This is a genomic window from Arthrobacter sp. A2-55, assembly GCF_025548615.1.
Taxonomy (GTDB): Bacteria; Actinomycetota; Actinomycetes; order Actinomycetales; family Micrococcaceae; genus Specibacter; species Specibacter silviterrae.
The window spans coordinates 71,001-85,919 of sequence record NZ_JAJLOZ010000007.1; the positions used below are offsets into that span (position 1 = coordinate 71,001).

Consider the following 14,919-nt stretch of genomic DNA (forward strand, 5'->3'; position numbering starts at 1 on the left):
GGCGGAGGAGCCGGGGTTTCCGTAGGCCGCGTAAAGGAGACCCCGCAGGCCGCCCGCGGCCGAGGAGTCGGATAGCGGCCGAGGGAATCCCGGTCCGCAGCCGGGAGGCGGCCCAACGAACGAATTTGCACAAGTTAGGAACAGAAGATGAATTCGGTGGAAACCGCGCAGGTCAAGGCAGCGTCGCTGATTGAGGCGCTGCCGTGGATCCAGCAATTTGCCAACACCGTGGTGGTGGTGAAGTACGGCGGCAACGCCATGATCAATGACGAGCTGCGGCGGGCCTTTGCCGAAGACATCGTGTTCATGCACCATGTCGGCATCAAGCCGGTGGTGGTGCACGGCGGCGGGCCGCAGATCAACGCCATGCTCCAGCGCCTGGACATCAAGAGTGAGTTCAAGGGCGGGCTGCGGGTGACCACCCCGGAAGCCATGGATGTGGTCCGCATGGTGCTTACGGGCCAGGTTGGCCGTGAGCTGGTGGGCCTGATCAACTCCCACGGAGCATACGCCGTTGGCCTGTCGGGCGAGGACGGGGCACTCCTGCAGGCGGAGCGAACGGGAACCGTGGTGGACGGGCTGCCCGTGGACCTGGGCCTGGTGGGCGAGGTGGTCGGCGTGAATCCAGGGGCCATCCTGGACCTGCTCGAAGCCGGCCGGATCCCCGTCATCTCCACGGTGGCACCCGAGGTGGGGGACGCATCCACCGTTCTGAACGTCAACGCGGACACGGCCGCCGCAGCCCTGGCCGTGGCACTGGAGGCGTCGCGCCTGGTCATCCTGACCGACGTCGAGGGCCTCTACGCGAACTGGCCGGACAAGTCATCCCTGCTTTCTTCCCTGAGCGCCAACGAACTGCGCGAGATGCTGCCGCAGCTTGAGTCCGGCATGATCCCCAAGATGGGTGCGTGCCTGGCCGCGGTCGACGGCGGCGTCTCGCGTGCCGCCGTCGTGGACGGGCGAAGTGCACACTCCATGCTCCTGGAGCTGATGACCGTGGACGGCAACGGCACCCAAATTTATCCTGACGAAGAGGACCACTCATGAACACCACATCCCCGGAAGCCATGCCTGCCAAGGCGGGCTCCGCCGAGCTGAGCGGGGCGAACGCCGCCGCGGTCACGGGAACAGGCACCAGCGCCCAGTGGCTGGCCCGCTACAGCGAATCACTCATGGGCGTGTTCGGCAGCCCGCAACGGGTGTTGGTGCGCGGCGCGGGATCCCTGGTGTGGGACGCCGACGGCAAGGAGTACCTTGACCTCCTCGGCGGGATCGCCGTCAACGCGCTGGGGCATGCGCACCCCTTCGTCACCTCCGTCATTTCCAGCCAGCTCGCCACTTTGGGCCACGTTTCCAATTTCTTCACCAGCCCCACCCAGATCGCGCTGGCGGAAAAGCTGCTGGAACTAAGCCATGCACCCTTGGGCTCCCGGGTGTTCTTTGCCAATTCCGGCACCGAGGCAAACGAGGCAGCCTTCAAGTTGGCCCGGCGCCACGGCAAGGCCAACAGCCCCGCGGGAGGGCCGGTCCGCGGCACCATCCTGGCCCTTGAAGGCGCCTTCCACGGTCGCAGCATGGGGGCCCTGGCGCTCACTGCCAAGCAGGCCTACCGTGAACCCTTTGAACCGATGCCCGCCGGAGTGCGCCACATCGCGTTCAATGACATCGATGCGCTGCGGGACGCCATGGATGAGACAGTTGCGGCACTGGTCCTTGAGCCCATTCAAGGCGAGGCCGGTGTACGTCCGCTGTCTGCCGAGTACCTCCAGGCTGCCCGCGAGCTCACCACCCGAGCTGGTGCCCTGCTGATCGTCGACGAGGTCCAGACGGGCATTGGCCGCACCGGCGCCTGGTTTGCGGGCATTGCCGCCGGCATCACCCCTGACGCGATGACCCTGGCGAAGGGCCTTGGCGGCGGCTTCCCCATCGGGGCCATGGTCACCTTCGGCGAGGCGCCGTCCCAACTGCTCCACGCCGGCCAGCACGGCACCACCTTTGGCGGGAACCCCGTGGCCACTGCCGCGGCCCTCGCCACCTTGCACGTGCTGGAGTCCCAGGGCGTGCTGGCCAACGTCCGCGCCATCAGCCAGCTGCTGGCCGAAGGCCTTGCCAAGACCGGCGGCGTCACGGAGGTCCGCGCCCACGGCCTGCTGGTGGGCTTCGACCTGGCCGAGCCGGTGGCCCACGGCGTGGTGGCTGCAGGACTGGAGGCGGGGTTCATTGTCAACGCCCCCGGCCCCAGCACCATCCGCCTCGCACCACCGCTGAACCTGAGTGCCGACCACGCCAACTCATTTCTGGCGGCACTGCCGGCCCTGATCACAACCGCCATCGCGGCCCACGTTGCTGAAGGAGCATCCTGATGACCCGCCACTTCCTCGTTGACACGGACCTGAGCCCCGCCGAACAAGCCGAAGTCCTGGCCCTGGCGGCGGAGCTGAAGAAGTCCCCCTACTCGAAAAGCACCTTTGCAGGCGAGGGGGCCGGGCGGAAAACCGTGGCCGTCATTTTTGACAAGACCTCCACCCGCACGCGCGTATCGTTTGCCACCGGCATCGCGGACCTGGGCGGAAACGCACTGGTCATCAATCCGGGCGAGGCACAGATCGGCCACAAGGAATCAGTCTCAGACACCGCCAAGGTGCTCGAGCGCATGGTTTCCACCATCGTGTGGCGCACCTACGGGCAGGCAGGGCTCGAGGAGATGGCCGCCAACTCCAGCGTGCCCGTCATCAACGCGCTTTCCGACGACTACCACCCCTGCCAGCTGCTGGCCGACCTGCTGACCATTCAGGAGCACAAGGGGGAACTGGCCGGGCTGACCATGACCTACATGGGGGACAGCGCCAACAACATGGCCAACTCCTACCTGCTGGCCGGCGTCACCGCGGGAATGCATGTTCGCATCACCGGTCCGGACGGCTATCTGCCCGCAGCCGCCGTGGTCGCCGCAGCCGAGGACCGGGCCGCCCTCACAGGGGGTTCCGTGCTCGTCACCACCGACGCCGACGCCGCCGTGCTGGGGGCCGACGTCCTGGTCACCGACACTTGGGTTTCCATGGGCCAGGAGGAGGAAAAGGAGCAGCGCCTGGAGCTTTTCAGGAATTACGCGCTCGACGACGAGGCCCTCGCCAAGGCGGACAAGGACGCCGTGGTGCTCCACTGCCTGCCTGCCTACCGGGGCTACGAAATTTCCGCCTCCGTCATCGACGGGCCGCAGTCCGTGGTCTGGGATGAAGCCGAGAACCGGCTGCACGCCCAAAAGGCGCTGATGGTGTGGCTCGTGGAAAAGTCTGCTGCCGGGAATGCCGGGAATGCCGGGAATTCGGCGACGGCGGCCGGCGCCTGACCATGTCCAAGAATCCAGGGGCATCAATCCCCACCACCAAGACGGCACGGCAGGCACGCGTGACGGCACTGTTGACCAGCCGTGCCGTGCGCTCCCAGGCGGAGCTGGCCACGCTGCTGGCCGACGACGGCCTGGTGGTGGGGCAGGCCACACTGTCCCGGGACCTGGTGGAATTGCGGGCCGTGCGCGTCCGCGGTGAAGACGGCGGGCTCATCTACGCCGTGCCCCGGGAAGGCGGGGATCGCAGCGTGCACTCCGTGTCGTCCCAGGAACTGCTGGATACCCGCCTGGTGCGCCTGTGCGGGGAACTGCTGGTCACCGCGGAGGCGTCCGGAAACATCGTGGTGTTGCGCACCCCGCCCGGCGCTGCGAACTTCCTGGCCTTGGCCATCGACCATTCGGTCATGCCCAGCATCCTGGGCACCTTAGCCGGCGACGACACGGTCATGATCATTACCCGTGATTCCCTGGGCGGGGCGGCGGTGGCCGAGCGTTTCCTGCAGTTTGCCGCCGAATCCGGCGCCGGCGGATAATCACCTTTCAAACCACATAACCTAGAGCTAACAAACCCCTTTCCACCCGTGCTGCATTGGCCGGGGGAAACAGCACATGAGGAGAAAAGAACGTGACTGACCGCATTGTATTGGCCTACTCCGGTGGCCTTGACACTTCCGTAGCCATCGGCTGGATCGGTGAAGCTACCGGCGCCGAGGTCATTGCCGTGGCGGTTGACGTTGGACAAGGCGGGGAATCGCTGGAGGATGTCCGCCAGCGCGCGCTGGCCTGCGGCGCCGTCGAAGCCTACGTGGCCGATGCCCGGGACGAGTTTGCCAACGACTACGCCATGCCAACCTTGAAGGCGAACGCCCTCTACCAGGGCCATTACCCGCTGGTTTCGGCCATCTCCCGCCCCGTGATCGTCAAGCACCTGGTGAAGGCCGCCCGCGAATTTGGCGCCACCACCGTGGCCCACGGCTGCACGGGCAAGGGCAACGACCAGGTCCGCTTTGAGGTCGGCATCCAGACCCTCGGCCCGGACCTGAAGTGCATCGCCCCCGTTCGCGACCTGGCCCTGACCCGGGACAAGGCCATCGCCTTCGCCGAGGACAAGGGCCTGCCGATCGAGACCACCAAAAAGAACCCGTACTCCATTGACCAGAACGTCTGGGGCCGTGCCGTCGAAACCGGCTACCTTGAAGACATCTGGAACGCCCCCACCAAGGACATCTACGACTACACGGCCACCCCGGAGTTCCCGCCGGCTCCGGACGAGGTCATCATCTCCTTCAAGCAGGGGGTCCCCGTCGCCATCGACGGCCACGCCGTGACCCCCCTGCAGGCCATCCAGGAGCTGAACCGCCGCGCGGGCGCCCAGGGTGTCGGCCGCATCGACGTCGTCGAGGACCGCCTGGTTGGCATCAAGAGCCGCGAGATCTACGAGGCCCCCGGGGCCATGGCGCTGATTACCGCCCACAAGCACCTCGAGGACATCACCATCGAGCGCGAGCAGGCCCGCTTCAAGGCAACCGTGGGACAGCGCTGGTCTGAACTGGTCTATGACGGCCAGTGGTTCTCCCCGCTCAAGCGCTCCCTGGACGCCTTCATCGAAGACACCCAGAAGTACGTTTCCGGCGACATCCGGATGACTCTCCACGGCGGTGCGGCCATCGTGAACGGCCGCCGCTCCGAGACCTCGCTGTACGACTTTGACCTGGCCACCTATGACACCGGCGACACGTTCGACCAGTCCCAGGCCAAGGGCTTCATTGAGCTGTGGGGCATGTCCTCCAAGGTGGCCTCCACCCGCGACCAGCGCCTCGCAGGCAGCTAACCATGACCCACGGTACCAACGAGGGCGCGCTCTGGGGCGGGCGCTTCCAGGGCGCGCCTGCAGACGCCCTCGCCGCGCTGAGCAAGTCCACTCACTTTGACTGGCGCCTGGCGCTGTACGACATTGCCGGGTCAAAGGCGCACGCCCGCGTGCTCCACTCGGCCGGACTGCTCGACGACGGCGAACTGAAGGGCATGCTGGCCGCGCTGACGACACTGGAAGCGGACGTCAAGTCGGGTGCTTATGGCCCGGCCGAGACCGACGAGGATGTGCACGGCTCACTGGAACGCGGCCTGATTGAGCGCGCCGGCACGGCCTTGGGCGGCAAGCTGCGCGCAGGCCGCTCGCGCAACGACCAGATCGCCACACTGGGACGCATGTACCTCCGTGACCATGCCCGAATCGTTGCCCGCGGGGTGCTCTCCGTGGTTGACGCGCTGGTGGAGCAGGCCAAGGCGAACCATGGCGTGGCCATGCCGGGACGGACGCACCTGCAACATGCCCAGCCGGTCCTGCTCAGCCACCACCTGCTGGCCCACGCGTGGGCACTGCTGCGCGATGTGCAGCGCCTGGTGGACTGGGACAAGCGCGCAGCGGTTTCGCCCTACGGCTCCGGGGCCCTGGCAGGCTCCTCGCTGGGGCTGGACCCCAACGCCGTGGCCGCAGACCTGGGCTTTGACTCGGCCGTGTGGAACTCGATTGACGGCACGGCCTCCCGTGACGTCTTCGCTGAGTTCGCCTGGGTGTCCGCCATGATCGGAGTGGACTTGTCCCGCGTGTCCGAAGAAGTCATCCTGTGGGCCACGAAGGAGTTTTCCTTCGTCAAGCTCCATGATTCCTACTCCACAGGCTCATCGATCATGCCGCAGAAGAAGAACCCCGACGTGGCTGAACTGGCCCGTGGCAAGGCCGGGCGCCTCATTGGCGACCTGACTGGGTTGCTGGCTACGCTGAAGGGCCTGCCGCTGGCGTACAACAGGGATCTCCAGGAGGACAAGGAGCCCGTCTTTGACGCCGCCGACACCCTGGAACTGCTTCTCCCTGCTGTTTCCGGCATGATCGCGACGCTGGTGTTCAACACTGACCGCATGGAGTCACTGGCACCTCAGGGCTTTGCCCTGGCCACGGACATTGCCGAATGGCTGGTCCGCCAGGGCGTGCCGTTCCGCGACGCCCACGAGCTCTCCGGCGCGGCCGTCAAGGTTGCCGAGGGCCGCGGCGTGGAGCTGTGGGACCTCAGCGATGAGGAATATGCAGGCATATCAGAGCACCTGACGCCGGAGGTGCGCAGCGTCCTGACCACCAACGGATCGTTGAACAGCCGCAACGCCCAAGGCGGTACGGCTCCCTCTGCCGTGCTGGAGCAACTTGCCGCCCTTGAGGGGCAGCTGGGCGAGGTGCGAGCCTTCGCCGGCTGACCGGCGTCGTGCCTGAATGGTGAAAATGCCCCCGCCCGCCCAGGGTGGGGGCATTTTTGTCCCCTCGGCCGCTATCGCACAGCGCCCTCCCGCCGCTCGCACGTCCCCAGCCGCTCCCACGCCTCGCAAGCTCGGCGCGGGTCCCTCGCGGCTGTGGGCCCCCGCAGCGGGCCCCTCGGCCGCTATGCTTGGGCCATGACTGAGATTTCAACTGAACAGCTGATGGACCGCCTCGGTGCTGCGGCGGACGCGCTGAGCCGGAAAGTGGCCACCATGGGCGACGACGACATCCGCACCGCCACCGAACTGCCCGGCTGGACCCGCGGGCACGTCCTGGCACATGTGAGCAATGTGGCCGGTGCCGTGGGCCGCCAAGCCGAATACGCCCTGCGCGGGGAAACCATTGAGTTTTACGACGGCGGCCAGGGCGGGCGGACGCAGGCCATTGAAATGGCGGCCGGCCACTCTGCGGCCGAACACAAGGCCAACCTCGAAGCCGGGCTGCAGCGTGTGCTTCCCGTGCTGGCCGGGCTGTCCGACGAGCAGTGGAAGCTGCCGATCAGCTACCGTGACGGTGACATTTATGGTGGCGGCCTGGCGCTGTGGCGCGAACTCGTGATCCACCTGGCCGACCTCAACGTGGGCCGCGGCCCGGAAACCTGGTCCAAGGAATTTTGCCTGTACCTGATCAGCTTTCTCGCGGACCGGGTACCCGCTGACACCCGCCTGAAGCTGCTGCCGCTGGGACTTGAGCCCATGACGCTGGGCGTCGGCGAAAACACCGTTTCCGTCCAGGGCATGTTGACCGACATGGCCGCCTGGCTTGCGGGGCGCACACCCACCATGGGCAGCCTGCGCGCTGAGGCGGCGGCGGACTCCGTGGAACTGCCCACACTGCTGCCCTGGCCGTCGGCGCTACCAAAGTAGCCGCCCTTGGGGGCCTGTGACTGTTATTGCCCGTGCCCCTATTTCTCCCCGGAAACCCGCCAGAAATGCAAGGTGGCGTAGGAGCGCCAAGGCCGCAGTGGTTCTGCCATCCTGGCCAACACAGGTGACTTGATGGTGCGGGCCTGGGCCAAGGTGTCTCCCCGAAGAACCCCATAGCCATTGCGCACGGCGGCATCCGTGGGCAGGAACACATCACTGTTGGCCAGCACCCGCATGCTGACGTAGCCCACCGTCCACGGGCCAATCCCCGGAAGCGGCAACAGTTTTTCGGCCAGCGTTTCTGGTGTGTCAGAGGCATCGATGCGCAAGCCGCCGCCGGCCAGCATGCCTGCAACGGCAAGGATGCTGTCGATCCGCCGCTGGGGCCCCCGCAGTATGAGGCGCCCGCCCATGGCGAGCTGTGCCGGCGTCGGAAAGAAACGGGTCAGGGTCCCCTGGGGGAGCCGGCTGGATGTGCCGAGAACTGCCAGCTGCCGCAGTGCCGTGGTCGCAGCAGCCACTGTGATTTGCTGGCCCACCATGGCCCGGAGCAGGATTTCCGCGGGGTCAACACAACCGGGCAGCCGGATGCCCGGCAGCTTGGCAATCCGCTCCGCAAGCAGGGGATCTTTCGCCAGGGCAGCGTCAGCGGCGGCCGGATCATGGTCCAGGTTGAACAAATGGCGCACGCGCGACACCAGGGCCGGCACGTCCGCAACATCCTCCACCTCGTGCTCGAGCAGCAACCGCGAACCGTCCCACACCAGCTTGAACCACCCATGGCCGCCAGGGAGGGACAATGTCCGGGCATAGCTGGTGGACGTTGCTTCCTCGACACCAGCCACGGCGCGGGCTGACAAAAAATCAAAGATGCCGGGCTCAAAGGGGGGACGGAATTCCAAAGCAACTGCCATGTCATCATCCTGCCATGCGTGCGCGCGGCCGGATGGTTGCCCGAACGCCACCCCTCACCTAGTCTGGCTGCATGGCTGACATCATGGACATTCTTCTCAGCACCACCCGACTGGTCACGACAACCCAACTCAACCATCAGGAGGCCACCACAGTGGTTCTCCACCAGGAACTCTCCTCACCTGCGCACGACGTCTGGGCTGCATGCACCGAGCCCGGGCGCATTCAAGAGTGGTTCCTGCCCATTTCGGGGGACCTCGCCATTGGCGGGCACTACTCACTGGAGGGCAACGCCTCGGGCGAAGTGCTGGAATGCAATCCCGGTCGGAGCTTCCGCGTTTCGTGGGTTATGGGTGCCGGCCCCGACTCCGAGCTTGTCTTCACGGTGACGCCCACCAATACCGACCATGCCCTGGTGGAGTTGCGGCACACGGCCACGGTTGATCCCGACTTGATGGGCACCTACGGGCCGGGAGCCGTTGGCGTGGGGTGGGATGCCACCTTGCTGGGCCTTTACCAGTACTTGCGGGGCATCCCCACCGGCCCGTCGAACCCGCTGCCAACCCATGCCATGCAATCTTTCTTTGAGGCCAGCAGCGACGCCTGGGCCACTGCGGCAATTGCCCATGGTGCCGAGGCGGACGGTGCCCGTGCCGCGGCTGTCCGCACCACTGCCTTCTACACCGGAACGGACAGCTCCGGCGCGTCCTGAGGTCCGTGGTCCCGGCCCATCGGCACAAAAAACGCCGGCTCGAAGTTGCAGCTGACAGTCCTGCTAACGTGGAAATATGGCCTCGTCAATTGACATATTGGAACTTTTGCAGCGTCCTGCCACGGAAGTGGCCCCATTCCTGCTGGGCGCACTGGTGAGGCATGAAAGTCCGGAAGGTCCCGTCGTCGTACGCCTGACGGAGGTGGAGGCCTACCTGGGACCCAAAGATTCACAGGATCCGGATCCCGGCGCCCACACCTACAGGGGGAAGACCGAGCGCAATTCCGTCATGTTCGGTCCGCCCGGCCACCTGTACGTCTATTTCAGCTACGGCATGCACTTCAGTGCCAACCTGGTGTGCCGGCCGGAAGGGACGTCGTCCGGATGCCTCATGAGGGCGGGGGAGATCGTGGAGGGGCTTGATTTGGCACGCCTGCGCCGCCCCACCGCCAAACGCGACAGCGAACTGGCGCAAGGACCGGCCAGGCTGGCCAAGGCGATGGGCTTCGGCCGCGAGCACAACGGCATCGCCGCGCTGGGCGGGGAAGTGACGGTGACCCTGCCTGAAAGGCCGGCGACGGCGGTCATGGCCGGCCCGCGGGTTGGCATCAGCGGGGCGGGTGGCACCGAAGAGTACCCCTGGCGGTTCTGGATTGGCGGGGACCCCACGGTGTCAAAGTTCAAGCCGGGAGTGGTGCGCCCCCCGCGTCGGCGCGCACCAGCTGTTCAGAAAACTCAATAATCTCCGTCACCTCCGGCAGCAGGTCTGCCGGGGTGAGGCGCTGGACCAGGGAGGACCGGGACTGGGGCCATTCGTGCTCCAGGATGGAGTACAGTCCGGTGTCCACGCGGGTCCCGTCATGCCCGCGGCGGTAGCCGCGCAGCACGCCCTCAAACGTGGCGCCGAGCTTGACGATGGCGGCTGCGCTGCGTGAATTGCGCATGTCGCAGCGCAGGGTCACCCGGTGCACCAGGAGTTCCTCGAAGGCAAATCCCAAAAGCGCTAATTTCGAGGCGGCATTGACGTTGCGGCCCCAATAGTTTCGGCCAAAAAATGTCATGCCAAGTTCCACCCGAGACTGCTCCGGCACGTAGTCGTACAGGCTGGTGGTGCCGGCAACTGTGCCGGTTTCCTCATCGATCACGGCAAAGGCAATGATCGCCGGATCGGCGATGCGTGAGGCGAACAAGCGGTCCAGGGCACGTTTGGAGGACGGCTGTTCCGAGGCCATGCCGGCCCACATGTCAGCATCGATGTAGGGGAACAGATCTGCCGCGTGGCGACGCCTCAGCGGCACAAGCCGGACACCATGCCCGGGGAGTGAAATGTTGTGTTGCACGGAGAATATATAAGCACCTTTTTGGGCCAAGGAAAACCCCACTTTTGGCAGTGGGTGGCGTGGAGGGCTGGAAGACACTTTGGGCACCCCGCCAGGGCGTGTCCAGGGGCGTTCCGCGACCCTCGAAATTCCGCCAGTTTCCGCGGTTTATGGCCGGTATGGGGCTGCCCTCCCCGGCCACCCGTCCGGACGAACTGTTTTCAAAGAATTCACCTCCGTTCTTGCCGGCTGAACGGCACTGCGCGGGGAAGGCAATTCACGCGTGCCGCCCGGCGCCGGGATGCGGGATGGCGAAGCCGCCACCGGTGGCACACTGGAAGCCGGGACGGGCACTTTTGGTTGGTCCCTTGTGGCGTGCCCGGACCCCTTGCCCGACTGGCGGGTATAGAATAGACGGTCCGCCTTTTGGTGGTTCGCCTTATGTAACAGGAGCCTTTGCATGTATGACGCCGAGCTGGCCAATGAACGTTCCTACGTTGAGGGCCTGTACGCCCGCCTGGATGAACTTCGCGCTGAGAAAATCGAGCAACTCGGGGAGGTTCGCCGGACCAAGTCCATGGGCACGCACCAGAACCGTTCCGAGCGGGACGCCTTTGCCTCGCTGTACGAGAACCGCCTGGCGCAACTGAACGCCGTGGACGACAAACTGGCGTTTGGCCGCCTGGACCTGGACTCCGGGGAGCTTCGCTACATTGGCCGGATCGGCTTGTCCACGGATGACCTCCGCCAGCTGATGGTGGACTGGCGGGCCCCGGAGGCCGGCACCTTTTACCAGGCCACGGCCTTTGAACGGTTGGGCGTCCGGCGCCGGCGCCACCTGATCCTGCAAGGGCGCACCGTGAAGTCCATCGAGGATGACGTCCTGGACCACACCATGCTGGTGGACGGCGAACACCTCCAAGGGGAGGGGGCGCTCCTTGCCGCGCTCAATTCCAAGCGCACCGGGCGCATGAGCGACATCGTCGGCACAATTCAGGCCGAACAGGACCGCATCATCCGCTCGCCATTGAGCGGCGCGCTGGTGGTCCAGGGCGGCCCCGGCACCGGCAAGACCGCCGTGGCGCTGCACCGGGCCGCCTACCTGCTGTACACCCACCGCGAACGCCTCCAATCGGCCGGCGTGCTCCTGGTGGGGCCGTCCAGCGCTTTCATGAAGTACATCGAGCGCGTGCTGCCGTCCCTCGGCGAGACCGGCGTCGTGATGGCCAGTGTGGGGCACCTCCTGCCCGGCATCAGCGCCACGGCCGTCGAATCACCGGAGGCGGCCCGCCTCAAGGGCAGGATCGACATGGCCCAGGTGATGGCCAACGCCGTCGCCAACCGCCAGCGCCTGCCGCGCGGGGATGTCAGGCTCGACGTCGAAGGCACCCGGCTGGTGCTCACGGTCCGGCAGGTGCGCCGTGCCCGGGAGAAGGCCCGGGCCACGGGCAAGCCCCACAACGAGGCCCGGGTGACGTTCGTGAAGATCCTGCTGCGGGAGCTGACTGAACAGCTTCGCGAGCACATCGAGGCCAACGGCGCGGGCAACACTGCCGACAGGTCCTACCTGGCCGACGACGTGCGCGGCTCGCGTGATGTCCGCGTCATGCTAAATCTGTGCTGGATGCCCCTGAGCGCCCAGAAGCTGGTCAGCGACATGTTCAGCAAGCCGGAAATCCTGGCGGCGGTGGCACCGCAGTTCACCGATGCGGAGCGCGCCATGCTGCTGCGCCCCGCCGATGCTCCGTGGACCGAATCCGACGTCCCTCTCCTGGATGAAGCGGCGGAGCTGCTGGGCGAAATGGACGTCACGGGAGGCCGGGCCGAGGCTGCCCGGGAAGCCCAGCGCAACCGTGACCTTGCGAATGCGGAGAAGGCGATCTCCAACATGAACCAGCAGTTGGAGGACTCCGGCGTCGACGGGATTTTGACGGCGGAACAGCTCGCCGATTTCAACATTGTGGAGGGGGAGTCCCTGAGCAATGCGGAAAGGGCCCTCACCGACCGTACCTGGGCGTACGGGCACGTGGTGGTTGACGAGGCCCAGGAACTCTCGCCGATGCAGTGGCGCCTGCTGGTCCGCCGCTGCCCCGTCAAGTCGTTCACCATTGTGGGCGACATCGCCCAGACAAGCTCCGCCGCGGGCGCCTCTTCATGGCGCCAGGCGCTGGCCCCGTTCATGGGGGAGCGCTGGTCGCTTGAGGAACTGACCGTCAACTACCGCACCCCCACCCAGATAGCGGAGGCGGCGGTACGCATGGCCAATGCGGCCGGCCAGGTGGTCTCGGCACCCAAGGCAGTGCGCGACGGCGAATGGGAGCCTTTGGTGGACAAGGTCGCACCGGGCGCCCTGGTGCGCCGGGTGGTGGAGGTCATGGAGGAGGAAACAACCGCTGTTGCCGGCGGACTGGTTGCCGTGATTGCTCCTCCCGCCATGGTCCCGGAAACGGCCGCTGCACTGCGTGCCGTGTACGGCCACCGGGTGGGCCACGGCGCCGGTTCCGTGGAACAGGACATCGTGGTGCTGGACCCGCACGAGGCCAAGGGGCTCGAATTTGACGGAGTGGTGATTGTGGAACCGGCCGCGTTGCTGGCGGGGGCCGGCGGCCGGGTGGGGGACCTTTACGTTGCCATGACCCGCCCCACCCAGCGGCTGCGCCTCATCGCCTCCCAGCCACTCCCCGAAGGAATCGAGGCCTGAGGGCTGCCCTTGGCCCGCTGTCCGGGCCACAGCGGACCGCAACGGGCACGCAAAGCGGGGGAAACGGCGTCGTGCTGGTAATTTTGTGGTGTGTCTTTGCAAACTGAACTCCACGCCCCCGAGAACGATCCAAGCTTCGCCAATGTCTGGCAGGAGCTCAAGTGGCGGGGCCTGGTGCAGGTCTCCACCGACGAGGCAGCCCTGGAAGAGCTGCTGGCCGGCGAGCCAATCACTTATTACTGCGGCTTCGACCCCACCGCCCCCAGCCTGCACCTGGGCAACCTGGTCCAGCTGCTGACCATGCGCCGCATGCAGTTGGCCGGCCACAAGCCGCTGGGCCTGGTGGGGGGCTCCACCGGGCTGGTGGGGGACCCGCGCCCCACGGCGGAGCGCACCATGAACTCCAAGGAGACGGTTTCGGAGTGGGTTGGCTACCTTCAGGGCCAGGTGCAGCGCTTCCTGTCGTTCGAAGGCGACAACGCCGCCCGCATGGTCAACAACCTGGACTGGACGGCGCCCATGAGCGCCATCGACTTCCTGCGCGACATTGGAAAGTACTTTCGGGTCGGGACCATGATCAAGAAGGACATTGTGGCCTCGCGCCTGAACTCGGACGAGGGCATCAGCTACGCCGAGTTCAGCTACCAGATCCTGCAGGGCATGGATTTCCTGGAGCTCTTCCGCCAGTACGGCTGTGTGCTGCAGCAGGGCGGCTCCGACCAATGGGGCAACCTGACCAGCGGCACCGACCTGATCCGCAAGGTCGAGGGTGCCTCCGTCCATGCCCTGGGGACGCCGCTGATCACCAACTCCGACGGCACCAAGTTCGGCAAGAGCGAAGGCAATGCCATCTGGCTCGACGCCGCCATGTGCAGCCCCTTCGACATGTACCAGTTCTGGCTGAACACGGCCGACGACGACGTGGTGGACCGCCTGAAGGTGTTCACCTTCCTGTCCCGTGAGCAAATTGAGGCCATTGCTGTTTCCGTGGCCGAGAAGCCGCAGGCCCGTGAAGGCCAGCGGACTCTGGCGTTCCAGGTGACGTCGCTGGTGCATGGCGTGGATGCCACATTGAAGGTCATCGCGGCCTCCGGAGCCTTGTTTGGCCAGGGTGATCTCGCTGAATTGGATGAGGCCACGCTGGAGTCGGCAACAAGGGAACTGCCCCGCACCTCGGCACCGGCCTCCGGCGTTGGCATTGTTGAACTGCTGGTCGCTGCAGGACTCTCCAAGAGCAACTCCGACGCACGGCGCACGGTGGGGGAAGGCGGCGCCTACGTGAACAACACCAAGGTGGCCGATCTTGATGCCGTTCTTGGTGCCGGCGACGCCCTTCACGGCAAATACCTGTTGGTCCGCCGCGGCAAGCGCACCCTGGCGATGGTGGAGTTGACTGCCTGACACCGCCCAATGCCGGCCGTTCCCGGTGAACGCGCGTGTTCTGCCCGCCCCCGATTTGCATTGGGGGCGGGCAGCTGTGTATTGTCTTATCTGTTGCTTGCACAAGGTTGAGCCGCTTCGAAACGAAGCATTCGCTCCCAATTTGCAGGAAGCCAAACCAACAATTCCAAGTCCATATAGCCGTCCATTGATTCGGCCGTAAATACTTGAATAATTGGTTTGAGGAATTCGCCGAGTGACCAGCCACACACAATGTGGATTGGACAAAGTGAATTCCGATGAAATAAAGTATGAACATCGCAACGACGAAAACTAAATGAAATAAACATTTAGCAATTACTCGAATGCA

Annotated in this window: 13 protein-coding genes; 11 read left to right on the forward strand and 2 right to left on the reverse strand. The window is 65.7% G+C overall.

Annotation, left to right across the window (positions count from 1 at the left end; translation table 11 throughout):
• Nucleotides 1–147: 147 nt before the first annotated feature.
• The 7 genes from argB (at nucleotide 148) to LPN03_RS03885 (ending at nucleotide 7,525) form a co-directional block, all read left to right on the forward strand.
• On the forward strand, nucleotides 148–1,047 hold the full coding sequence (argB, locus tag LPN03_RS03855; protein ID WP_165179957.1) for an acetylglutamate kinase: 900 nt from the start codon (nucleotides 148–150) through the stop codon (nucleotides 1,045–1,047).
• Entirely contained in the window at nucleotides 1,044–2,363 is a 1,320-nt protein-coding gene (locus tag LPN03_RS03860) for an acetylornithine transaminase (RefSeq protein WP_165179955.1), read from the forward strand. Before argB ends, LPN03_RS03860 begins: the two co-directional genes overlap by 4 nt.
• Complete coding sequence (gene argF, locus LPN03_RS03865; protein WP_165179953.1) at nucleotides 2,363–3,349, forward strand: ornithine carbamoyltransferase; 987 nt, start codon at nucleotides 2,363–2,365, stop codon at nucleotides 3,347–3,349. Before LPN03_RS03860 ends, argF begins: the two co-directional genes overlap by 1 nt.
• Before the next feature lie 2 nt (nucleotides 3,350–3,351).
• Nucleotides 3,352–3,882 carry an arginine repressor gene (locus tag LPN03_RS03870; protein WP_165179951.1) on the forward strand — a complete coding sequence of 177 codons (531 nt, stop codon included), beginning with the start codon at nucleotides 3,352–3,354 and terminating at the stop codon, nucleotides 3,880–3,882.
• A gap of 92 nt (nucleotides 3,883–3,974) precedes the next feature.
• Nucleotides 3,975–5,180 (forward strand): argininosuccinate synthase, encoded by a 1,206-nt coding sequence (locus LPN03_RS03875; RefSeq protein WP_165179949.1) that lies wholly within the window; start codon nucleotides 3,975–3,977, stop codon nucleotides 5,178–5,180.
• Between the two features lie 2 nt (nucleotides 5,181–5,182).
• The gene (gene argH, locus LPN03_RS03880; RefSeq protein WP_165179947.1) at nucleotides 5,183–6,598 is read left to right on the forward strand and encodes an argininosuccinate lyase; all 1,416 of its coding nucleotides are present in this window, start codon (nucleotides 5,183–5,185) and stop codon (nucleotides 6,596–6,598) included.
• A 195-nt stretch (nucleotides 6,599–6,793) separates the two neighbouring features.
• Nucleotides 6,794–7,525 (forward strand): maleylpyruvate isomerase family mycothiol-dependent enzyme, encoded by a 732-nt coding sequence (locus LPN03_RS03885; protein WP_165179945.1) that lies wholly within the window; start codon nucleotides 6,794–6,796, stop codon nucleotides 7,523–7,525.
• Nucleotides 7,526–7,563: 38 nt separating this feature from the next.
• Here LPN03_RS03885 and LPN03_RS03890 read toward each other — a convergent pair whose 3' ends face one another.
• Nucleotides 7,564–8,439, reverse strand: a complete 876-nt coding sequence (locus tag LPN03_RS03890; RefSeq protein ID WP_165179943.1) for a DNA-3-methyladenine glycosylase family protein — start codon at nucleotides 8,437–8,439, stop codon at nucleotides 7,564–7,566.
• Between the two features lie 71 nt (nucleotides 8,440–8,510).
• Here LPN03_RS03890 and LPN03_RS03895 point away from each other — a divergent pair, with 71 nt between their 5' ends.
• A complete protein-coding gene (locus LPN03_RS03895) occupies nucleotides 8,511–9,149 on the forward strand; it encodes an SRPBCC domain-containing protein (protein ID WP_165179941.1) in 639 nt (212 codons plus the stop codon).
• A gap of 76 nt (nucleotides 9,150–9,225) precedes the next feature.
• Nucleotides 9,226–9,891: a DNA-3-methyladenine glycosylase gene (locus LPN03_RS03900; protein ID WP_165179939.1), complete on the forward strand. Its 666-nt coding sequence runs from the start codon at nucleotides 9,226–9,228 to the stop codon at nucleotides 9,889–9,891.
• On the opposite strand, the gene LPN03_RS03905 is transcribed toward LPN03_RS03900, so the two are convergent.
• A complete protein-coding gene (locus LPN03_RS03905; protein ID WP_262453192.1) occupies nucleotides 9,830–10,489 on the reverse strand; it encodes a GNAT family N-acetyltransferase in 660 nt (219 codons plus the stop codon). The genes LPN03_RS03900 and LPN03_RS03905 overlap by 62 nt on opposite strands.
• Before the next feature lie 439 nt (nucleotides 10,490–10,928).
• Between LPN03_RS03905 and LPN03_RS03910 the strand changes: the two genes are divergently transcribed.
• The gene (locus LPN03_RS03910) at nucleotides 10,929–13,169 is read left to right on the forward strand and encodes a HelD family protein (RefSeq protein WP_165179935.1); all 2,241 of its coding nucleotides are present in this window, start codon (nucleotides 10,929–10,931) and stop codon (nucleotides 13,167–13,169) included.
• Between the two features lie 90 nt (nucleotides 13,170–13,259).
• Entirely contained in the window at nucleotides 13,260–14,570 is a 1,311-nt protein-coding gene (gene tyrS, locus LPN03_RS03915) for a tyrosine--tRNA ligase (RefSeq protein WP_165179933.1), read from the forward strand.
• Nucleotides 14,571–14,919: the final 349 nt, after the last annotated feature.